General features: G+C 69.6%; 16 protein-coding genes. 12 read left to right on the top strand and 4 right to left on the bottom strand.

Annotated features, from left to right (window positions below; genetic code table 11):
• Positions 1–156 precede the first annotated feature (156 nt).
• From OHA19_RS10795 to OHA19_RS10780, 4 genes are all read left to right on the top strand, one after another.
• Positions 157–3,054 carry a vitamin B12-dependent ribonucleotide reductase gene (locus OHA19_RS10795; protein ID WP_405750065.1) on the top strand — a complete coding sequence of 966 codons (2,898 nt, stop codon included), beginning with the start codon at positions 157–159 and terminating at the stop codon, positions 3,052–3,054.
• Positions 3,055–3,232: 178 nt separating this feature from the next.
• Positions 3,233–3,676: a helix-turn-helix transcriptional regulator gene (locus OHA19_RS10790; protein ID WP_405750063.1), complete on the top strand. Its 444-nt coding sequence runs from the start codon at positions 3,233–3,235 to the stop codon at positions 3,674–3,676.
• A gap of 10 nt (positions 3,677–3,686) precedes the next feature.
• Positions 3,687–4,097 carry a VOC family protein gene (locus OHA19_RS10785; RefSeq protein WP_405716981.1) on the top strand — a complete coding sequence of 137 codons (411 nt, stop codon included), beginning with the start codon at positions 3,687–3,689 and terminating at the stop codon, positions 4,095–4,097.
• 208 nt (positions 4,098–4,305) lie between these two features.
• Positions 4,306–6,702, top strand: a complete 2,397-nt coding sequence (locus tag OHA19_RS10780; protein WP_405750061.1) for an ATP-binding cassette domain-containing protein — start codon at positions 4,306–4,308, stop codon at positions 6,700–6,702.
• 160 nt (positions 6,703–6,862) lie between these two features.
• Here OHA19_RS10780 and OHA19_RS10775 read toward each other — a convergent pair whose 3' ends face one another.
• A complete protein-coding gene (locus tag OHA19_RS10775) occupies positions 6,863–7,399 on the bottom strand; it encodes a TerD family protein (protein ID WP_405716983.1) in 537 nt (178 codons plus the stop codon).
• Positions 7,400–7,631: 232 nt separating this feature from the next.
• Positions 7,632–8,588 carry a DUF1152 domain-containing protein gene (locus OHA19_RS10770; protein WP_405716984.1) on the bottom strand — a complete coding sequence of 319 codons (957 nt, stop codon included), beginning with the start codon at positions 8,586–8,588 and terminating at the stop codon, positions 7,632–7,634.
• 99 nt (positions 8,589–8,687) lie between these two features.
• Here OHA19_RS10770 and OHA19_RS10765 point away from each other — a divergent pair, with 99 nt between their 5' ends.
• The gene (locus tag OHA19_RS10765; RefSeq protein WP_405716985.1) at positions 8,688–9,293 is read left to right on the top strand and encodes a YdbC family protein; all 606 of its coding nucleotides are present in this window, start codon (positions 8,688–8,690) and stop codon (positions 9,291–9,293) included.
• Between the two features lie 131 nt (positions 9,294–9,424).
• Here OHA19_RS10765 and OHA19_RS10760 read toward each other — a convergent pair whose 3' ends face one another.
• A complete protein-coding gene (locus tag OHA19_RS10760; protein WP_405716986.1) occupies positions 9,425–10,084 on the bottom strand; it encodes a TetR/AcrR family transcriptional regulator in 660 nt (219 codons plus the stop codon).
• A gap of 207 nt (positions 10,085–10,291) precedes the next feature.
• Here OHA19_RS10760 and OHA19_RS10755 point away from each other — a divergent pair, with 207 nt between their 5' ends.
• The 6 genes from OHA19_RS10755 to OHA19_RS10730 all read left to right on the top strand — a co-directional run bounded on the left by OHA19_RS10755 (position 10,292) and on the right by OHA19_RS10730 (position 17,115).
• Positions 10,292–11,902 (top strand): ABC-F family ATP-binding cassette domain-containing protein, encoded by a 1,611-nt coding sequence (locus OHA19_RS10755; protein WP_405750058.1) that lies wholly within the window; start codon positions 10,292–10,294, stop codon positions 11,900–11,902.
• 97 nt (positions 11,903–11,999) lie between these two features.
• Positions 12,000–12,659, top strand: a complete 660-nt coding sequence (locus tag OHA19_RS10750) for a histidine phosphatase family protein (protein WP_405716988.1) — start codon at positions 12,000–12,002, stop codon at positions 12,657–12,659.
• 12 nt (positions 12,660–12,671) lie between these two features.
• Positions 12,672–13,589 (top strand): ADP-ribosylglycohydrolase family protein, encoded by a 918-nt coding sequence (locus OHA19_RS10745; protein WP_405716989.1) that lies wholly within the window; start codon positions 12,672–12,674, stop codon positions 13,587–13,589.
• A 218-nt stretch (positions 13,590–13,807) separates the two neighbouring features.
• Positions 13,808–15,538, top strand: coding sequence for a DUF4153 domain-containing protein (locus OHA19_RS10740; protein WP_405750056.1), 1,731 nt, complete (start codon positions 13,808–13,810; stop codon positions 15,536–15,538).
• Between the two features lie 190 nt (positions 15,539–15,728).
• Positions 15,729–16,439 (top strand): ribonuclease HII, encoded by a 711-nt coding sequence (locus OHA19_RS10735; RefSeq protein WP_405750054.1) that lies wholly within the window; start codon positions 15,729–15,731, stop codon positions 16,437–16,439.
• Between the two features lie 61 nt (positions 16,440–16,500).
• Positions 16,501–17,115, top strand: a complete 615-nt coding sequence (locus OHA19_RS10730; protein WP_405750053.1) for a hypothetical protein — start codon at positions 16,501–16,503, stop codon at positions 17,113–17,115.
• Between the two features lie 71 nt (positions 17,116–17,186).
• Here the strand turns inward: OHA19_RS10730 and OHA19_RS10725 are convergent, their stop codons facing one another.
• The gene (locus OHA19_RS10725; protein ID WP_405716993.1) at positions 17,187–17,816 is read right to left on the bottom strand and encodes a hypothetical protein; all 630 of its coding nucleotides are present in this window, start codon (positions 17,814–17,816) and stop codon (positions 17,187–17,189) included.
• Positions 17,817–18,217: 401 nt separating this feature from the next.
• Between OHA19_RS10725 and OHA19_RS10720 the strand changes: the two genes are divergently transcribed.
• Entirely contained in the window at positions 18,218–20,377 is a 2,160-nt protein-coding gene (locus OHA19_RS10720) for a RecQ family ATP-dependent DNA helicase (protein WP_405750051.1), read from the top strand.
• The last annotated feature ends 65 nt before the right edge of the window (positions 20,378–20,442 follow it).

The following is a 20,442-nucleotide window of genomic DNA, read 5'->3' as shown; positions in this document are numbered from 1 at the left end:
CACCGGCCGGCCGACACGGTTCCGTGGATCGGCGGCAGGGCGACTTCATAGACCTGCTCCGGGCGCTCTGCGTGGCGTCCGAGGCATCAGAGACAGACTGTGCCCTGGGAAGTTCTGGGCACTTCAGGGTGTTTTTGCCCACATATGGGAGGCGGCATGACAGAGACGGCGAGCGGCCCGGCACGAGGTTCCCGAGCAAAGGGAGCCAAGTCGAGCAAGGGTCTGCGTATCGAGCGCATCCACACCACTCCCGGCGTACATCCGTACGACGAGGTGGCGTGGGAGCGCCGTGACGTCGTCATGACCAACTGGCGCGACGGCTCGATCAACTTCGAGCAGCGTGGCGTCGAGTTCCCCGACTTCTGGTCGGTGAACGCGGTCAACATCGTCACCAGCAAGTACTTCCGCGGGGCCGTCGGCACCCCGCAGCGCGAGACCGGTCTGCGACAACTGATCGACCGGATCGTGAAGACGTACCGCAAGGCCGGTGAGGACCACGGCTACTTCGCCTCTCCCGCGGACGCCGAGATCTTCGAGCACGAGCTGGCCCACGCCCTCCTGCACCAGATCTTCAGCTTCAACTCGCCGGTCTGGTTCAACGTCGGAACGCCCCAGCCGCAGCAGGTCTCCGCCTGCTTCATCCTGTCCGTCGACGACTCCATGGAGTCGATCCTCGACTGGTACAAGGAAGAGGGCATGATCTTCAAGGGCGGCTCCGGCGCCGGCCTGAACCTCTCCCGTATCCGCTCCTCCAAGGAGCTGCTCTCCTCCGGCGGCAACGCCTCCGGTCCGGTCTCCTTCATGCGCGGGGCCGACGCCTCCGCCGGAACGATCAAGTCCGGTGGCGCCACCCGGCGCGCGGCCAAGATGGTCATCCTCGATGTCGACCACCCCGACATCGAGAACTTCATCGAGACCAAGGTGAAGGAGGAGGAGAAGATCCGGGCCCTGCGCGACGCGGGATTCGACATGGACCTGGGCGGCGACGACATCACGTCCGTCCAGTACCAGAACGCCAACAACTCGGTCCGCGTGAACGACGAGTTCATGAAGGCCGTCGAGTCCGGCGGCAAGTTCGGGCTGCGTGCCCGGATGACCGGTGACGTCATCGAAGAGGTCGAGGCCAAGTCCCTCTTCCGCAAGATGGCCGAGGCGGCCTGGGCCTGCGCAGACCCGGGCATCCAGTACGACGACACCATCAACGCGTGGCACACCTGCCCGGAGTCCGGCCGGATCAACGGCTCGAACCCGTGCTCCGAGTACATGCACCTGGACAACACCTCGTGCAACCTCGCCTCGCTGAACCTGATGAAGTTCCTCAAGGACGACGGCAAGGGCAACCAGTCCTTCGAGTCCGAGCGCTTCGCCAAGGTCGTCGAGCTGGTCATCACCGCGATGGACATCTCCATCTGCTTCGCGGACTTCCCGACGCAGAAGATCGGCGAGAACACCCGCGCCTTCCGTCAGCTCGGCATCGGTTACGCCAACCTCGGCGCCCTGCTGATGGCGACCGGCCACGCCTACGACAGCGACGGCGGCCGCGCCCTCGCCGGTGCCATCACCTCGCTGATGACCGGCACCTCGTACAAGCGCTCCGCCGAGCTCGCCGCGGTCGTCGGCCCGTACGACGGCTACGCCCGCAACGCCGAGCCGCACCAGCGCGTCATGAAGCAGCACGCCGACGCCAACGCCGCGGCCGTCCACATGGACGACTTGGACAACCCGATCTGGGCCGCCGCGACGGAGGCCTGGCAGGACGTGATCCGGCTCGGCGCGAAGAACGGTTTCCGCAACGCGCAGGCCTCGGTCATCGCGCCCACCGGCACCATCGGTCTCGCGATGTCCTGCGACACCACCGGCCTCGAGCCCGACCTCGCCCTGGTCAAGTTCAAGAAGCTGGTCGGCGGCGGCTCGATGCAGATCGTCAACGGCACCGTCCCGCAGGCCCTGCGCCGCCTGGGCTACCAGGAGGAGCAGATCGAGGCGATCGTCGCCCACATCGCCGAGCACGGCAATGTGATCGACGCCCCGGGCCTGAAGACCGAGCACTACGAGGTCTTCGACTGCGCGATGGGCGAGCGTTCCATCTCCGCGATGGGTCACGTGCGCATGATGGCCGCGATCCAGCCGTGGATCTCCGGCGCGCTCTCCAAGACGGTGAACCTGCCGGAGACGGCCACCGTCGAGGACGTCGAAGAGGTCTACTTCGAGGCGTGGAAGATGGGCGTCAAGGCGCTCGCGATCTACCGCGACAACTGCAAGGTCGGCCAGCCCCTCTCCGCGAAGACCAAGGAGAAGGAGAAGGAGGCGGTCACCGCCAAGGCCGAGGAGACCATCCGTACCGCGGTCGAGAAGGTCGTCGAGTACCGCCCGGTCCGCAAGCGCCTCCCCAAGGGCCGCCCCGGCATCACCACCTCCTTCACGGTGGGCGGCGCCGAGGGCTACATGACCGCCAACTCCTACCCGGACGACGGTCTCGGCGAGGTCTTCCTGAAGATGTCCAAGCAGGGCTCCACTCTCGCGGGCATGATGGACGCCTTCTCCATCGCCGTCTCGGTCGGACTTCAGTACGGCGTCCCGCTGGAGACATACGTCTCGAAGTTCACCAACATGCGCTTCGAGCCGGCCGGCATGACGGACGACCCGGACGTGCGGATGGCGCAGTCGATCGTCGACTACATCTTCCGTCGCCTCGCGCTGGACTTCCTGCCGTTCGAGACCCGCTCGGCGCTCGGCATCCACTCGGCCGAGGAGCGTCAGCGCCACCTCGACACGGGTTCGTACGAGCCCTCCATCGAGGACGAGGAGCTGGACATCGAGAGCCTGGCCCAGTCCGCCCCGGTGCGGACGGAGCCGCTGAAGGCGGTGGCCGCGGTGCAGGAGGCGGAGAAGCCCGCCGCCCCGAAGACCGCGCACACCTCGGCGGAGCTCGTCGAGATGCAGCTCGGCATCAGCGCGGACGCGCCGCTCTGCTTCTCCTGCGGCACGAAGATGCAGCGCGCCGGATCCTGCTACATCTGCGAGGGCTGCGGCTCGACCAGCGGTTGCAGCTGACAGGCCGCGCGACGGCACTGGACACAGCGTCCCGCATGATGTGTCCGGGTGGCTGAAGCACAGCTCGGGGAGGGCGTCGACTTCTGGTCGGCGCCCTTCCGGCGTGTCCCGCGGAGACCGCTTCGGGCGCGAACCGGTCTGCGTGCGGTCGCTCCGGCGGTGTGGCACGATCTCGCAGATGACCAGCAGACCCGATGAGGCACAGCGCCTGAGCGACCTTGCGCGACTGCGTCGGGTCCGTGACCGGATGGACCGGGAGTTCGACCGGCCGCTGGACGTCGAGGCGCTCGCGCGTGGCGTGCACATGTCGGCGGGGCACCTGAGCCGCGCGTTCCGGCAGGCGTACGGCGAGTCTCCGTACGGCTACCTGATGACGCGGCGCATCGAGCGTGCGATGGCGCTGCTGCGGCGCGGCGATCTCAGCGTCACCGAGGTCTGCTTCACGGTCGGTTGTTCGTCGCTGGGCACCTTCAGCACACGCTTCACCGAGCTGGTCGGCATGCCGCCCAGCGCCTACCGCCGCGAGGCCGCGCGGGCCACCGCGGGCCTGCCGTCCTGTGTCGCGAAGCAGGTGACCAGACCGGTCAGGAATCGAGAAGCGCGGCCCCCGGGCCACGATTAGCGTGGCGTTCATGGACCTCACGATTCACACGAGCTTCCTTCCGCACGACGACCCGGACGCCTCGCTGGCCTTCTACCGCGACATCCTGGGCTTCGAGATCCGCAACGACGTCGGGTTCGGCGGGATGCGCTGGATCACAGTCGGCCCCACCGGTCAGCCCGGCACGTCGATCGTCCTGCACCCGCCGGCCGCCGACCCGGGTGTCACCGATGACGAGCGGCGTACCATCACCGAGATGATGGCCAAGGGCACCTACGCCATCATCACCCTGGCCACCCCCGACCTCGCCGGCACCTTCGACCGGCTGCAGGCCGGCGGCGCCGAGGTCGTACAGGAGCCGACCGAGCAGCCGTACGGGATCCGCGACTGCGCCTTCCGCGATCCCGCGGGCAACCTCATCCGCATCAACGAGGTGCGCTGAACCGTCCGGCGATCGCAGCCCGGGCCCCGTACACGACCCGTTGCGGGAACGAGGTGCCCGGCCGGTCCGACGCCCTGTTCCCGCGCCGCACGAAGCCGGTGATGAAACCGGTGACATCCGGTTGCACCCCGTGACGAACCGCTGATATCGAGCCAGGCGACGCAGACGGAGACCGCGACGGCGGCTCCGCCCGACAGATGGAGACACGATGAGCATGGCCAAGAGGACGGACCCGCAGTCGCCTGCGCCGCACACCGCCGACAGCCACGACCTGATCCGCGTGCACGGCGCGCGGGTGAACAACCTCAAGGACGTCAGTATCGAGATCCCGAAGCGCCGGCTCACGGTGTTCACCGGAGTCTCCGGCTCGGGCAAGAGCTCACTGGTGTTCGGCACCATCGCCGCGGAGTCGCAGCGGCTGATCAACGAGACGTACAGCGCCTTCGTGCAGGGGTTCATGCCGACCCTCGCGCGGCCCGAAGTGGATGTGCTCGATGGTCTGACCACCGTGATCACCGTCGACCAGCAGCGCCTCGGTGCCGACCCGCGCTCCACGGTCGGCACCGCCACCGACGCCAACGCGATGCTGCGCATCCTCTTCAGCCGGCTGGGCAAGCCGTACATCGGCTCGCCCCAGGCGTTCTCCTTCAACGTCGCCTCGGTCCAGGCGAGCGGCGCGTTCAAGGTCGACCGTGGTGCCGACCGGACCAAGACCGTCAAGCGGACCTTCACCCGCACCGGCGGCATGTGCACGCGCTGCGAAGGCCGGGGCACGGTCTCGGACATCGACCTCACCCAGCTCTACGACGACTCCAAGTCGCTCTCCGAGGGCGCGTTCACCATCCCCGGCTGGAAGTCGGACAGCTTCTGGACCGTGCGGGTCTACGCCGAGTCCGGACTCCTGGACCCGGACAAGCCGATCCGCAAGTTCACCAAGAAGGAGATGCAGGACTTCCTCTACCGGGAACCGACCAAGGTGAAGGTCGAGGGCGTCAACCTCACCTACGAGGGACTGATCCCCAAGATCCAGAAGTCTTTCCTGTCCAAGGACAAGGAAGCGTTGCAGCCGCACATTCGGGAGTTCGTGGAGCGGGCGGTCACCTTCACCACCTGCCCCGACTGCGAAGGCAGCCGGCTCAGCGCCGAGGCCCGGTCGTCGAAGATCGAGAAGCTGAGCATCGCCGACACCTGCGCGATGCAGATCAGCGACCTGGCCGAGTGGGTGCGCGGCCTCGACGATCCGTCCGTGGCCCCGCTGCTCGCCGCGCTGCAGCGGACCCTCGACTCGTTCGTGGAGATCGGGCTCGGCTACCTCTCGCTCGACCGGCCGTCCGGCACGCTGTCGGGCGGCGAGGCGCAGCGCGTCAAGATGATCCGCCACCTCGGATCCGCGCTCACCGACGTCACCTATGTCTTCGACGAGCCCACCATCGGCCTGCACCCCCATGACATCCAGCGGATGAACGACCTGCTGCTGCGGCTGCGGGACAAGGGCAACACGGTGCTCGTCGTGGAGCACAAGCCGCAGACGATCGCGATCGCCGACCACGTCGTCGACCTCGGACCCGGCGCGGGCGCGGCGGGCGGCACCGTCTGCTTCGAGGGCACCGTGGAGGGGCTGCGCGCCGGCGACACCGTCACCGGCCGCCACCTCGACGACCGGGCAGCCGTCAAGGACACGGTGCGCAGTCCCACCGGGGCGCTGGAGATCCGGGGCGCGAGCGCGCACAACCTGCAGGGTGTCGACGTCGACATCCCGCTCGGCGTGCTGACCGTGGTCACCGGCGTCGCGGGCTCCGGCAAGAGCTCACTGGTGCACGGGTCGGTACCCGCGGGCGCGGATGTGGTCTCGGTCGACCAGGGCGCCATCCGGGGTTCCCGGCGGAGCAACCCGGCGACGTACACCGGGCTGCTCGACCCGATCCGCAAGGCGTTCGCGAAGGCCAACGGCGTGAAGCCGGCGCTGTTCAGTCCCAACTCCGAGGGTGCCTGCCCGACGTGCAACGGCGCCGGTGTCATCTACACCGATCTGGCGATGATGGCAGGCGTCGCCACCACCTGCGAGGAGTGCGAGGGGAAGCGGTTCCAGGCGTCGGTGCTCGACTACCGCTTCGGTGGCCGCGACATCAGCGAGGTGCTGGCGATGTCGGTGACCGAGGCGGAGGAGTTCTTCGGCGCCGGCGAGGCGCGCACACCGGCCGCGCACAGGATCCTGGAGCGGCTCGCCGATGTCGGTCTCGGCTACCTCAGCCTCGGCCAGCCGCTCACCACGCTGTCCGGCGGTGAGCGCCAGCGGCTGAAGCTGGCGACGCACATGGCCGACAAGGGCGGGGTGTACGTCCTGGACGAGCCGACCACCGGCCTCCACCTCGCTGACGTCGAGCAACTGCTCGGTCTGCTCGACCGGCTCGTCGACTCCGGGAAGTCGGTCATCGTCGTCGAGCACCACCAGGCGGTCATGGCGCACGCCGACTGGATCATCGACCTGGGCCCCGGCGCCGGTCACGACGGCGGCCGGATCGTCTTCGAGGGCACCCCCGCCGCCCTGGTGGCCGCCCGTTCCACCCTCACCGGCGAGCACCTCGCGGCGTACGTCGGCTCCTGACCGAAGGGCCTCGCGGCCTGCACCGGTTCCTGAGCGGGCCTCGCGCGGACGAACGACACGACTGCGCGAGGCCCGAAGCGGTAGTGGGCCCACAGCGCTGGGGCCGGACCGCGTGCTTGTGACGTCTCACGTACTGCGACGTCTCACGTACTGTGGCGTGTCACGCGCCGGGCGTACGGCTTCCCATCGTCGCTGCGAACGAATCGGGGTCGCCGTCGAAGCCCCGGACCGTGTTGTGGAACTCCCAGGCCCCCGAGGCGCCCCGGACGAACTCGGCCACGGTCGCCGCGGTGGCCGCGCCGACCGCCGAGAAATCGTCCTCCGCCAGGCTCGTGTAGCCCTCCCGGACCTGAACCGCGGTGTTCGCTATCTCGGCGAAGGTCTTGTGACCGTCGCGCTGCTGGATGGCGACCCCGACGAGGACCCGCGAGTACGAGGCCGACAGCCGGTTCAGTTCCAGCGTCATCACCTCGTCGAAGCCGAAGCCCTGGCCGGTCCTGCTGTCGCGGTTGAGGATGATGGTGCCGTCCGGCGACCGGCTGTCGAAGTGCACGAGGTAGGCAGGGCTGCCGTTCGGCGCTTCGGCGAGGTAGGTCGCCGCGATTATGTCGAGGTCATGGGGCGGGGCGCCATGAGGGCTGGGATCCCATTTGAGTCTGACTTCGACCTTCTCGATGTCCTTGTTGGGCGTGGTCATCGGACTTGCCTCCCTGGCTTTCCACTGGGCCGTCGGGCCGTTCGCATCACCCGATCATGTCCGTAACCGACCGTGGATCCAACCGGCTTGGATTTCGGCGATGGAATCGGGCCACCGGGGCATCGGGCCTCCGGGGGCATCGGGCCTCCGGAGGCACCAGGGCATTGGGCCTCCGGGGGCATCGGGCTCCGGAGGCACCGGGAACATCGGGGCATCGAACCGCCGGGCCGATTCAGTGCGGTATGCGACGCGGCGGTCGCTGGCGCACCTCGTCCCGGAAGTTCTCGATGGCGCTGCTGACCTGACGGATCAGATGGGTGTCCTCGATGCGGTCGAGATAGCGGCAGTTGCGGGCCACTCCGTCCAGCTCGAAGACGAAGCAGAGCGTCATCAGAGGGTTGATGAACAGTTCGCTGCCACGGGCGCGCGAGGTGAACTGGACGTCTCCGAAGGCCCCTTGAACGGCGGCGGCTATCGAACCGTTCACGATGCTGGGGTGGTCGGGCGTGTGGTGCTGGGCATGGGCCACGGCATCGATGAAGAGCGCACCCTCCCGTGTCGTACGGGACAAGGAGAACGCGCCCAGGTAGGAACCGTCGCGTTCGAGTGCGGCGATGTTCTCCAGTACGAGACCGTGGCTCACCCCGTGATAGGCGTCGATGCCGAAGCCGATGGATACGACGAGGCGTTCCGGTACGTCGATCGCGGCGAGCGCGGCGACGCTGGTCAGATCCTCCTCCGGGGTGCCGAGACCGGACTCGTCGCCGCGCATCAGGATGTCCGTACCGCCGTCGACCAGGACGACCGCGTCGATGTCGTACTTCTCGATCAGCGCCCGGTAGGCCGCGCGCAACGGCTGTACGCCGACTCGGGTGAAGGCGTGGACCGTGCTCGGGTAGCCGTGCAGATCGAGCCACTGGGCGAGCGTCCGCTCCGGGAAGTACGCCTGGTGGAGGGCCGTTTCGGGGGTGATGGCGGCGACGTCCGGTGCGAGCCAGGATTCGAGCGGCAGCCCTTCGAGAGCGCTGAACGACAGATTGGCCAGCTGTACGTGCTTGCCCTGGTGGAACAGGGAGAGCGCGATGGGGAGTCCGGCGTATATGTCGAAGCCGCCGCCGGCGCCTGCGACGAGGACACGTTCCGCGGATTCGAGCCGGGCGAAGAGGGGGTTGGTGTGCAGCGATGCCATGGGGATCATTCTGAGATCAACGGCGGGCGCTCCGGGCGCACTCCAACGGACTCCGTCAGAGCGTGACTCGTGCCGCGCCGGGCACCGTACGATGGCGCGGTGCTGGTCAAGTGGATTCGTTGCACCGTGGTGGACCGTCGAGGTTTTGAACGGGGGCAGCGGAAGTGGGCGGAGCTGCCGGGTGAGCCCGGGTTCAGCGGGCGGGGCGGCGGGTGGAGCCGTGAACGTCCGGACGTGGCGCACATATTCGCCTTCTGGGAGAACCGCGTCTTCTACGACTCGTTCATGGCACGCGCGCACGACAGCCTGGCTGCCGCGCAGTCCGGTACGTACAGCGGCATCCAGGTCAAGCTGTTCGAGCACCGCTTCGATGTGAAGACGGGCTTCGAACCGCGATTCACCGATGCGGATGTTGTCCGGGTGGCGCACAGCAAGGTGCGCGAGGACCGGGTGGAACATTTCGCCTTGATGCAGGAGCGGGTGTGGAATCCGGCGATGGCCGGATCGCCCGGCATGCTGCGCGGGGTGTTCGGGGAGGCACCGGGCCATGAGTTCCTCGTGTTGTCCATGTGGCAGTCGAGCGCCGAGCGTGGCAAGTACCGGGCGGGGAGCATCGAGCGGCTGTCACAGCGCACGCAGATCGATGACGATGTGGCGGAACTGGCGGGAGACGTCGTTCAGTTGGAGCCGTCGTGGACGGTGTGATGGGTGTGACAGGGGCCTCCAGCGGGCCGGCCTGACCGGACCGGTGCGGCCTGACCGGACCGTGCGGCCGGGAGGCTGAGCCGGAGTTGCTGAGTTGATGGCGTCGGGTCAGGGGCGTTTCGGTCGGCCGATCAGGTGGAATCGGCCGGGGTATTGAAGACTCCGGCGTGGGCGGCGGCCAGTGCCGCGTCGGCGGACCGGTCGGTCAGCGTCTCCTCCATGGGCTCGCGAGTGATGAACAGCTTGAAGAACAGGGGTGCCACCACGGCCCTGATGAGCGCTCCCGCGTCCGTGTGCTGCTCCAGCTCGCGCCGGGAGACGGCGCGCGCGACTATGACCTCGCAGCGGGCGAACCGCTTCGCGTAGAAGGCGTTCAACGCCTCCGCGGCACGCTCGGAATGGAAGGCCGCGGCGATGAACGCGGTCGGTGCGGCCGCTGCGGCGGAATCTTCGAAGGACGCGGCCGTCGTGTGCGCCAGAGCCCGCAGATCTCCTTTCAGGCTTCCGGTCTCGGGCGGTGTCCAGCTGTCCTCTCCGGCCAGGTCCAGGGCGTCCACGAGGAGCCCTTCGAGGTTCCCCCAGCGGCGGTAGAGGGTGGTCTTGTGGACGCCGGAATGCTCCGCGACGTAGTCGACGGTGAGGCCGGGATAGCCATGCTCCACCAGGCCGGTGAGGACGGCGTCGCGGACCGCCGCACGGGTGCGCGCGGTCCTGCCGCCGGGCCGGCGGGTGCCGGGAGCGAGCGGGGGTGCCGGCGGGTCGGTCTCCGGTGTGGTTCCCTGTGCAGTCAATTGCTACTCCAGTTGCGTTAGTGGATTCCAGTGTGCCACACTCGCCTTAACGCGACAACGAGTGCATTAAATCGCTCCCGCTGGGCGGCCCGACGACGGGAAGGGTCGGTCCGCGCCGGAAGCCGTACGTCCTGCGGCCACCCGGTTTTGCTGTCCCGCTGTCCCGCTGTCCCGCTGTTCTCTGGTTGACCTGATTCGGAGACGCTCTTGTCCACACAGATCTCTCTGCACGGCGTGACGATGTCCCGCGGTGACCGGCTGTTGCTCGACGATGTCTCGCTGACCGTGCGTCCGGGTGAACGGATCGGCATCGTGGGGGAGAACGGCGCGGGGAAGACGACCCTGCTCCGGCTCCTCGCGGGGCTCGAACGGCCCGACTCCGGAAGCGCGTTCACCGTCGCCGACCGCGGCACCGGCTTGCTGGACCAGACGCCACGACTGCCGCCCGATAGTACGGTCCAGGACACGATCGACGACGCACTGGCGGAACTACGCGCGATGGAGCGGAAGTTGCGGGAGGCCGAGAATGACCTCGGCGCGGCCGACGACGCCGCACTCGCCGCCTACGGAGACCTGCTCACCGAGTTCGAGCTGCGCGGGGGGTACGAGGCGGACGCCCGTGTCGACAAGGCGATGCATGGTCTCGGCCTCGCCCGGATCGGACCGGACCGGAAGCTCGGCAGCCTCTCCGGCGGCGAACAGGCGAGACTCGGCCTCGCCTGCCTGATCGCGGCGTCCCCTGAGGTGATGCTGCTCGACGAACCCACCAACCACCTGGACGGGACCGCGCTCGACTGGCTGGAGAGCGCCCTTCGTTCCCACTCCGGCAACGTGATCGCCGTGTCCCACGACCGGATCTTCCTGGAACATGTCGCCACCGCGGTGCTAGAGGTCGACGCCGACCGGCGGACGGTCGTGCGCTACGGGGGCGGCTATGCGGGATTCAGGGCCGAGCAGAGCGCCGCACGGCAACGCTGGGAGCAGTCCTACGCCCAGTGGCGAGAGGAAACCGCGCAGCTGGAGGAGTACACGGCGACCACCGCCCACGGGGTCGCGGCCGACCGTGCCATCAAGGACAACAATAAAATGGCTTACGACCGGGCTGCGGGCCGGGTGCAGGCCTCTGTGTCCGGCCGGGTCCGCAACGCCCGCAAGCGACTGGAACGGCTGAGGGCGGAGCCCGTCCCCAGGCCGCCGGATCCTCTGCGCTTCGCCGCCCTGCCCAGAGCCGGTGCGACCGGGGGAGAGCTTGTTTCCCTGACCGGCGTACGGGTCGGCGACCGGCTCGCGGTCGACCGGCTCTCCGTGGCGGCGGCCGACAGGCTGCTGATCCACGGCGGTAACGGGGCGGGGAAATCCACTCTGCTCCGAGTCATGGCGGGTGTGCTCGAACCGGACGCGGGGCGTGTGGTCCGGCGCGGTGGGATCGGCTACCTCGCCCAGGAGATACCGGTGCACCGCCCGGCGGAGTGCGTGCTCACGGCGTTCGGCCGAGGACTGCCGCTCACCGAGGACGAGCAGGAGGAACTGCTGCTCTCGTACGGACTGTTCCGTTCCCGGGACCTCCGGGTGCCGGTCGGATCGCTTTCCGCGGGGCAGCGCAGACGGCTCGCTCTCGCCCGTCTCCTGGCCAGACCAGCGGATCTGTTGCTGCTCGACGAGCCGGCGAACCACCTGGCGCTCGGACTGGTACAGGAACTGGAGGAAGCACTGGCCCACTGGCAGGGTGCGCTGGTCGTGGTCTCGCACGACCGGCTGCTGCGCCGCCGCTTCTTCGGAGACATCTGTCGGATGGAGTCCGGACGAGTGCTCGAGTGAGCCGCAGTGGATCCGAGGGCTCTCCCGTGGTCCCGAAGTGCCGTGGCTGTCGTCGCACGCCCGCCAGTGACAACAGGACAGCCCTTAGGGTCGGTACATGGCACGACCGCAACGCATTGTCCTGGTCCGGCACGGGGAGTCCGAGGGCAACGCCGACGACACGGTGTACGAGCGCGAGCCGGACCATGCGCTGAGGCTCACGGCGACAGGGCTGAGGCAGGCCAGGGAGACGGGAGTGCGGCTGCGCGAGTTGTTCGGCGGTGAGCGGGTCAGCGTGTATGTCTCGCCCTACCGCCGCACCCACGAGACATTCAGATCCCTCGGCCTGGCCCTGGAGAACGTGCGGGTGCGCGAGGAGCCGCGGTTGCGCGAGCAGGACTGGGGAAACTGGCAGGACCGTGACGACGTGCGCCTCCAGAAGGCGTACCGGGACGCGTACGGTCACTTCTTCTACCGCTTCGCGCAGGGGGAGTCCGGAGCCGATGTGTACGACCGGGTCGGGGCCTTCCTGGAGAGCCTGCACCGGAGTTTCGAGGCCGCTGACCATCCGGAGAACGTCCTGCTGGTCACGCACGGGCTGACCATGCGCTTGTTCTGTATGCGTTGGTTCCACTGGTCGGTCGCCGAGTTCGAGTCACTGTCCAATCCGGGCAACGGGGAGACCCGCACGCTGGTACTCGGAGCGGACGGGCGCTACACCCTTGACCGGCCGTTCGAGCGCTGGCGTACCCCTGAGCCGTACGGCATCACCGGATAGAGTGGAAGGGCGATGACAACCGCTGACTCTGCTTCCGGCCAACGGGCCTTGCGCGCTCTGGCCAGCCTGCGCGGGCTCTCCGTGGGAGACGCACTGGGCTCCCAGTTCTTTGTGCCCGTCAACTACCCGCTGCTGAAGCGGCGCGAACTTCCACCTGGCTCCTGGCAGTGGACCGACGACACCGAGATGGCGTGTTCGGTGCTGGCCGTGCTCGTGGAGCACGAGCGGATCGACCAGGACGCGCTCGCCCATTCCTTCGCCGACCACCATGACTTCGACCGGGGTTACGGCCCCGCCGTGAACCGGCTGCTCAGGCTGGTCCGCGAAGGCGGCGACTGGCGGGAGCTGGCGTCCGCGCTGTTCCAGGGCCAGGGGTCCTGGGGCAATGGCTCGGCGATGCGTATCGCGCCGCTCGGCGCCTGGTACGCGGACGATCCGGAGCAGGCCACCCACCAGGCCGAGATCTCCTCGTACACCACACACCAGCACCGCGAAGCGGTCGTGGGCGCGATGGCCGTCGCAGCGGCGGCCTCACTGGCTGCGGCGACGACCGGGCCGCCCACCCCGGCGGAACTGCTCGACGGCGTGATTGCGCTCGTACCGCGCAGCGCCGTCGGCGCCGGGCTGCGCCGGGCACGCGACATGCTCGACTACGGCGACGCCGGGACGGTCGCAGCGGTCCTCGGCAACGGCCGGCGTACCAGTGCGCATGACACTGTTCCGTTCGCGCTCTGGTCGGCGGCGCGGAGCCTCGGCGATTTCGAGCAGGCCTTCTGGGTGACCGCCCAAGCGGGTGGAGACGTCGACACGACCTGCGCGATCGTCGGCGGGGTCGTCGCGGCGGGCAAGGCAGGTGCGCCACCGGTCGGCTGGGCGGCACGGACGGAGGAGCTGCCGGACTGGCTTCCGCAGCGGAACGTCGGCGACTGAACTGCCGACGAGCCCGGCCACGGCCCCGGCCGCCGGACTGTCACGGTACGGCCACAGCTCCTTCCCGCACGGCTCGGAACAGCGAGCGGAAGCTACTCTTTCGGCCACGCCGCCGTCGATGATCATCCAGACGGGCGTGCGCCGAAAAAGAGACGCCGGGGTGCCCCAGCCGCTGCCCTGAGGGTGGCGTGCGCGGACCTCGGTGGGGGAGGGGTCCCATGTCCGATCACATGTCAGAAACGCCCCGGCCGGCAGATGAACCCGAGCCGTCCGAGCACTCGGGACAGGCCGGAACGTCCGAGCGGACGGCCTTGGTGAAGGTCCCGCTGCCCGAGCCCGGCGGCGCGGTTCCCGAGCCGCCGAAAGTGCCCGGCTACGCGCAGCGGAGTGGGCAACCGTACCCACCCGACCCCTGGCGGCAAGGCAGCTCGCAACAAGCCTCCGCGCTGTCGACACTGCGCCCGGCGGCACCCGCCGCCATCAGCGGCGCGACGCTCTGCTCCGTCGCCGTCACGGCGATACTGAGCGCCCTGCTGCTGGGCGACGGTCTCGGCCCGAACGCGCTGATCGTCGCGGTTCCCGCAACGCTCGGGGCGTACTTCGCCGCCCGTACGGCCGGTCGCCGCCTCCGCCCGTGGACGGTCTTCTGGGCGGTCGGCGGACTGGCGCTCCTCGCCGTCCCGGCGCTACGGGACGCCGGCTGGCCCGTCTTCCTGGCTGTCGTGTCGGCCATCGCGCTGGGCTCACTCGCCCTGCATGGCAGCCGCAGCTGGCTCGGGGTGTTCCTGGGTTCGCTGGGTCTGTTCAGCGCCATCGCGGACGGTCTGGCCTGGGGCGGGCGGGGCGTGCGCGCGCGGATGACGGGTTCCCGCGGCCGGTTGGGGGGCGTTCTCCGCAGCGTCGCGGTGGCGGTCGTCCTGCTCATCGTGTTCGGGGCCTTGTTCGCGAGCGCCGATGCCGCCTTCGCCGATGTGCTCGGCGATCTGATGCCCGATGTGTCGCTCACCGGCAGCCCGTGGCGGTTCCTCCTCTTCCTGGTCGTCCTGGTCGGCTCACTCGCCGCCGCGTACGCCGCAGCCGCTCCGATCCGCTGGGACGGCCTCACCATCCGTCAGGGGAAGGCTCGCGGCCGGCTGGAGTGGGCCCTGCCGCTCGTCGTGCTGAACCTGCTGTTCGCCGTCTTCATCGCCGTCCAGCTCACCGTGCTGCTCGGCGGATACGACAAGGTGATGGCCGAGACCGATCTCAGTTACTCCGCATACGCCCGGCAGGGCTTCTGGCAGCTGCTCTGGGCCACGGTCCTCACGCTGCTGGTGATCGCGCTCGCCCTGCGCTGGGCCCCTCGCGGAAAGGGCGGCGACCGCACTCTCGTCCGGGCCGTGCTCGGCGTGCTGTGCGTGCTCACCCTGATCGTCGTGGTCTCCGCGCTGAGGCGGATGGACCTCTACGTCGACGCGTACGGTCTGACACGGCTGCGGATATCCGTGGCCGCCGTGGAGCTCTGGCTGGGTGTGGTGCTCGTTCTGATCATGGCCGCAGGGGCGTTCGGTGCAGGCCTGCTTCCGCGTGCTGTGGCCGCGAGCGCGGGCGTCGCCGTCCTCGCCTTCGGACTGATCTCGCCCGACGGGCTGATCGCGGAGCAGAACGTTCAGCGGTACCGCAACGACCACTCGATCGACGTCGACTACCTCCGGGACCTCTCGGCCGACGCCGTACCGGCCCTGGATACGCTGCCCGAACCACTGCGTTCCTGTGCACTCATGGACATCGAACGGTCACTGCGCTCCGACGACACCCCCTGGTACGCCACCAGCTGGGGCGAGGCACGGGCCCGCGACGTCCTGAAGCGGAACCCGGCCGATCCGACGCAGTCCTGCTCCGGATTGCGCACGGGCAGCGGAGGCAACGACCTCGATGTCGACGAAAGAGATCCGTACGACCCGTACTGAGCGAGTACTGACCGGGCCGAGCCGCGCGCACGCGGCTCGGCCCGCCGTGCTCAGCCCCTCCACGACGCTCCCTCCGGGGTGCCCCGGCATACGGAACACCGGCCTCCACGGTCGCGCCGCGAGTACGTGCCGGCCGACGGGCGCCCCGGGGTGTTGTCCGCCGCCCCATCGGCGTACGCTGACAGGCGCCATGCCGTACGAACCACCCACGCACACCGTCGAGCGCTCACTGCGCGCCATTACCGGTGCCAAGACCGTCGCCGGTGTCGATGAGGTCGGACGCGGAGCGTGGGCGGGACCGGTCACCGTGTGCGCGGCCGTCACCGGCCTCCGCAGACCTCCTGCCGGACTCACCGACTCCAAGCTGATCAGTCCCAAACGCCGCGCGGAGCTCGCGCCGTTGCTGGAGCACTGGGTCACCGCGTTCGGTCTCGGCGACGCCTCTCCGCAGGAGATCGACGAGCTGGGGATGACGGCCGCGCTGCGCCTCGCCGCCGTACGTGCCCTGGAAGCCCTGCCGGTGCGGCCGGACGCGGTGATACTCGACGGCAAGCACGACTACCTGGGACAGCCCTGGCAGGTCCGCACGGTGATCAAGGGCGACCAGTCCTGTATCGCGGTCGCGGCCGCTTCGGTGATCGCGAAGGTCCACCGGGACACGATGATGGCCGAACTGGGCGCGGATTCCGGCGAGTACGCCGAATTCGCCTTCGGGGCCAACGCCGGTTATCCGTCGCCCGTACACAGGGCCGCGCTGGAGGAGTGGGGACCGACACCCCACCACCGTCTGTCGTGGTCCTACCTCGACGCGCTGCCCAGGTGGCAGCACCTGAAGAAGGTCCGCATCTCCGCCGAGGCGGCTGCACTGGAAAGCGGGGGCCAGCTCGGCTTCGACTTCTGATTGCGCACATGCACCCACCCCGCCGACGCCCCGTGTGCCGGCGTTTGATAGACAACCACCCATGCCTCTCATCCCCGAGGAGCCTCAGATTCACGAGAGCGCCCAGGGTCCCCGCGTCACTCCGGCCGCAGGCCGCACCGCGTCGACCCCCCGTCCCGTACCCGGCCCGCGTTCAGCGGCCGCGCCGCGCCCCGGTCGTCCCGGGCCCGGCCCCGCGAGGCCCGCGCCCCCGGCGCAGCGCCCGCACCCCACCCCCGGCCGCCCCCAGCCGGACCGGTCGGAGAATCGTTCCGCGCCGCAGGTCCAGCTGATCCCCGCCTCGGCGGCCGGCGCACTCGACGCCGCCGACGAAGCCGTGGACCTGCTGCTCGACTCCGGCCGCGCACCGGGCGACATCCTGGTGCTCACCACCGGTGAGCAGCACCCGTGGGCCGCGCACGAACTCTCCTTCGGTGAGACCGCCTACTGGGCGCAGCACGAGGCCGGCGACGACGTCTTCTTCGCCGGTGCCGCAGCCGCGGACCGGGTGCGGACCCGCCCGGTGGTGATCGTCGCCGTCAACGGCAGCGACGACTTCTCCGGCGCGCTGACCGGGGCGCGGGAACGCGCCGGAGCACTCCTGATCGTGTGCGGGGACCCGCAGCGGATCAACGCGGTGCTCGGCGCCGGAGTCTGACCCGCAGGGCACCCCGGTCGTGGCCGCAGGCCCGGCTGCCCGACAGGGTGGCCCGGCCTGCGCGCCGTGGGTCAGCGGGCCGCCGTGTGCCGCAGCGCCTGTGCCGCTCCGCCGCCGGTGCGCAGCGGAGCCGGATCCTGGTCCAGCGAGGCGCCGGCGAGGGCGGACGGCTGCGACAGGGAGTTGGGACGGCGACCGCCACGGCCCTCGCCCAGCACCTGCCAACCGCCGCGGGTCAGCGTGATGTACGCGCCGCACCGCAGTCCGTGCAGCGTGCAGGCGTCCCGCAGACCCCACATCCACGCCCCGTCCTCCTCGGTCCAACGCTCGTCTCCCTCACGGCAGTAGAGAAGCACCGCGGTGCGTACGGGGGTGCGGCGGCGAAGGTCGTGCGGGATGACCCGGCGCAGATGCGCCAGCAACGCGTTGCGGAACTCCCAGCCGTCCGAGGCGGTGGAGCGGCGGGCGAACGAAGCGCTGGCCGTGAGGCGTTCCTCATGGTCGAGCACGGCGACCACTGCGGTCGCCGGGGTCGGCCGGTGCCGGGAGTGCAGGCCGCTGACGACCTCGCGGGGGCTGCGCAGCAACGGTATGCCGGCTTCGGCCCACTCGGCGGGTTCGAGCATCCTGGCGAGACGGTTGGCGGAGTCGGCGGACGCCGACATCGAAGTGGCTGCGGACGGAGCGAATCCGAAGGTCACGATCCTCCCTTCGCATACGCGCCCATGGTGCGGGCAGGGTCGAGTGAGGGCGCACCGTGGCACAGCCCTTCCGGGCCGCGAAAGGGGCTGTGCGGGGAGCGAGTCCAATTCTTCCTGGCGTATCGGCAGGCGGCAACGAGCAATTGACGCAGGTGACGGGAATCAGCCGAAATGACTCTGATATCCCTGCCTACACCGTGCCCGGCCGACGCCTCCCGCCACACCTGAACGGCGAGGACCAGCGGAAACACCGCTCCGCCGCTTCCAGTCGCCCGCCGGGCCGCGGATGATCCCCGCGCGCTCCCCACGCCGGGGAACGCTTGGCCGTACGGCTCTCTGTGAGCTGAGTGTCACGTGGGGTGAAGTGGCCGATTGTTCGAGGCATCGGGTTGCATGGGGGCATGGACAACCTGGAACTCCGCGCCGAAGCCGATGCCATCCTCGCCGAGCTCGTCGGCGACCCCGGGGGTTTTGCGCGGCTGCGGGAGGACCAGTGGCAGGCGGTGGCCGCTCTGGTGGAGGAGCGCCGCCGTGCGCTGGTGGTGCAGCGCACGGGCTGGGGCAAGTCCGCGGTGTACTTCGTCGCCACCGCTCTGCTGCGTCGGCGCGGCTCCGGGCCCACGGTGATCGTCTCGCCGCTGCTGGCGCTGATGCGTAACCAGGTCGACTCCGCGGCGCGGGCCGGTATCCGGGCTCGCACCATCAATTCGGCCAACCCGGAGGAATGGGACACCATCTACGAGGAGGTCGAGCGCGGCGACACCGACGTTCTCCTCGTGAGCCCGGAGCGCCTCAACTCCGTGGATTTCCGCGATCAGGTGCTGCCCAAGCTCGCGGCCACCACCGGTCTGCTGGTGGTGGACGAGGCGCACTGCATCTCCGACTGGGGCCATGACTTCCGTCCCGACTACCGCAGGCTGCGGGCGATGCTCGCCGAGCTCGCCCCCGGCGTGCCGGTGCTGGCCACCACCGCGACCGCGAACGCGCGGGTCACCGCGGATGTGGCCGATCAGTTGGGTACCGGAGCGGGCGAGGCCCTGGTGCTGCGAGGTCCGCTGGATCGGGAGAGCCTGCGGCTGGGCGTGGTCCGGCTGCCGGACGCCGCGCACCGCCTGGCCTGGCTCGCCGAGCACCTGGATGAGCTGCAGGGCTCGGGAATCATCTACACCCTCACTGTCGCGGCGGCCGAGGAGGCCACCGCCTTCCTGCGCCAGCGCGGTTTCCGCGTGGCCTCGTATACGGGGAAGACGGAGAACGCCGACCGGCTGCAGGCCGAGATCGACCTGCAGGAGAACCGGGTCAAGGCACTGGTCGCGACTTCGGCCCTGGGCATGGGCTTCGACAAGCCGGACCTGGGCTTCGTGGTGCATCTCGGCTCGCCGTCCTCGCCGATCGCCTACTACCAGCAGGTGGGGCGGGCGGGGCGCGGCGTGGCCCACGCCGATGTGCTGCTGCTGCCGGGCAAGGAGGACGAGGCCATCTGGCGCTACTTCGCCGATACCGCCTTCCCGCCCGAGGCGCAGGTCCGACAGACACTCTCGGCCCTCGCCGCTGCGGGACGGCCGCTGTCCGTGCCGGCCCTGGAGGCTGTGGTGGATCTCCGGCGCACCCGTCTGGAGTCGATGCTGAAGGTGCTGGACGTCGACGGCGCGGTCAAGCGTGTGAAGGGCGGCTGGACGGCCACGGGAGCCGAGTGGGTGTACGACGCCGAACGCTACGCGTGGGTGGCGCGGCAGCGGGCAGCCGAGCAGCAGGCCATGCGTGACTACGCGAGCACGCCCGAGTGCCGGATGGAGTTCCTGCGCCGGCAGCTGGACGACGAGGGGGCGGCTCCGTGCGGCCGCTGCGACAACTGCGCGGGGGCCTGGGCTGATTCAGCCGTTTCGGCGGAGACCTTGATGGGCGCGACGAAGGAACTGGATCGCCCCGGAGTGGAGGTCGAGCCGCGCCGGATGTGGCCGACGGGGATGCCCGCACTGGGCATCGAGCTCAAGGGCCGTATCCCGGCCAAGGAACAGTGCTCCACCGGGCGTGCCCTGGGGCGGCTCTCGGACATCGGCTGGGGCAACCGGCTGCGTCCGCTGCTGGCCGAGAACGCGCCCGACGGACCGGTCCCCGACGATGTCCTGCAGGCCGCGGTGGCGGTCCTCGCCGACTGGGCGCGCTCGTCCGGCGGGTGGGCGCCGAATGTCCCGGATGCCACTGCCCGGCCGGTGGGGGTCGTCGCCGTACCGTCCCTGACCCGTCCGCAACTCGTCGGCTCCCTCGCCCAGGGAATCGCGACGATCGGCCGCCTCCCCTTCCTCGGCACCCTGACGTACACCGGGCCGGGCGGCGCACACACGGCACGCCGCAGCAACTCCGCCCAACGCCTGAGGGCGTTGTCCGGCGCCTTTGCCGTCCCCAAGGAGCTGGCCGACGCACTGGTCCGTACTCCCGGCCCTGTCCTGCTCGTGGACGACTCCACCGAATCCGGTTGGACCCTCGCTGTCGCCGCCCGTCTGCTGCGCCGGGCAGGCAGCGACCAGGTCCTTCCGCTGGTTCTTGCCGCGGCAGGCTGAGAGGCCCCGGCGTCAGCCGTTGCCCCGGCGGACGGCCAGCCGTTCCCGCCGACGGGACGAGCACG

It is taken from the genome of Streptomyces sp. NBC_00012 (assembly GCF_045040875.1).
Taxonomy (GTDB): Bacteria; Actinomycetota; Actinomycetes; order Streptomycetales; family Streptomycetaceae; genus Streptomyces.
The sequence above is the reverse complement of the archived record's forward strand: the minus strand, read 5'-3'. Positions and strand labels throughout refer to the sequence as shown.

Coding starts and splice junctions, on each gene's coding strand:
- OHA19_RS10750 (WP_405716988.1), top strand. CDS start 12,000: ATGGCACGACCGCAACGCATTGTCCTGGTCCGGCACGGGGAGTCCGAG.
- OHA19_RS10775 (WP_405716983.1), bottom strand. CDS start 7,399: ATGACCACGCCCAACAAGGACATCGAGAAGGTCGAAGTCAGACTCAAA.
- OHA19_RS10795 (WP_405750065.1), top strand. CDS start 157: ATGACAGAGACGGCGAGCGGCCCGGCACGAGGTTCCCGAGCAAAGGGA.
- OHA19_RS10720 (WP_405750051.1), top strand. CDS start 18,218: ATGGACAACCTGGAACTCCGCGCCGAAGCCGATGCCATCCTCGCCGAG.
- OHA19_RS10780 (WP_405750061.1), top strand. CDS start 4,306: ATGAGCATGGCCAAGAGGACGGACCCGCAGTCGCCTGCGCCGCACACC.
- OHA19_RS10735 (WP_405750054.1), top strand. CDS start 15,729: ATGCCGTACGAACCACCCACGCACACCGTCGAGCGCTCACTGCGCGCC.
- OHA19_RS10745 (WP_405716989.1), top strand. CDS start 12,672: ATGACAACCGCTGACTCTGCTTCCGGCCAACGGGCCTTGCGCGCTCTG.
- OHA19_RS10740 (WP_405750056.1), top strand. CDS start 13,808: ATGTCCGATCACATGTCAGAAACGCCCCGGCCGGCAGATGAACCCGAG.
- OHA19_RS10770 (WP_405716984.1), bottom strand. CDS start 8,588: ATGGCATCGCTGCACACCAACCCCCTCTTCGCCCGGCTCGAATCCGCG.
- OHA19_RS10785 (WP_405716981.1), top strand. CDS start 3,687: ATGGACCTCACGATTCACACGAGCTTCCTTCCGCACGACGACCCGGAC.
- OHA19_RS10730 (WP_405750053.1), top strand. CDS start 16,501: ATGCCTCTCATCCCCGAGGAGCCTCAGATTCACGAGAGCGCCCAGGGT.
- OHA19_RS10790 (WP_405750063.1), top strand. CDS start 3,233: ATGACCAGCAGACCCGATGAGGCACAGCGCCTGAGCGACCTTGCGCGA.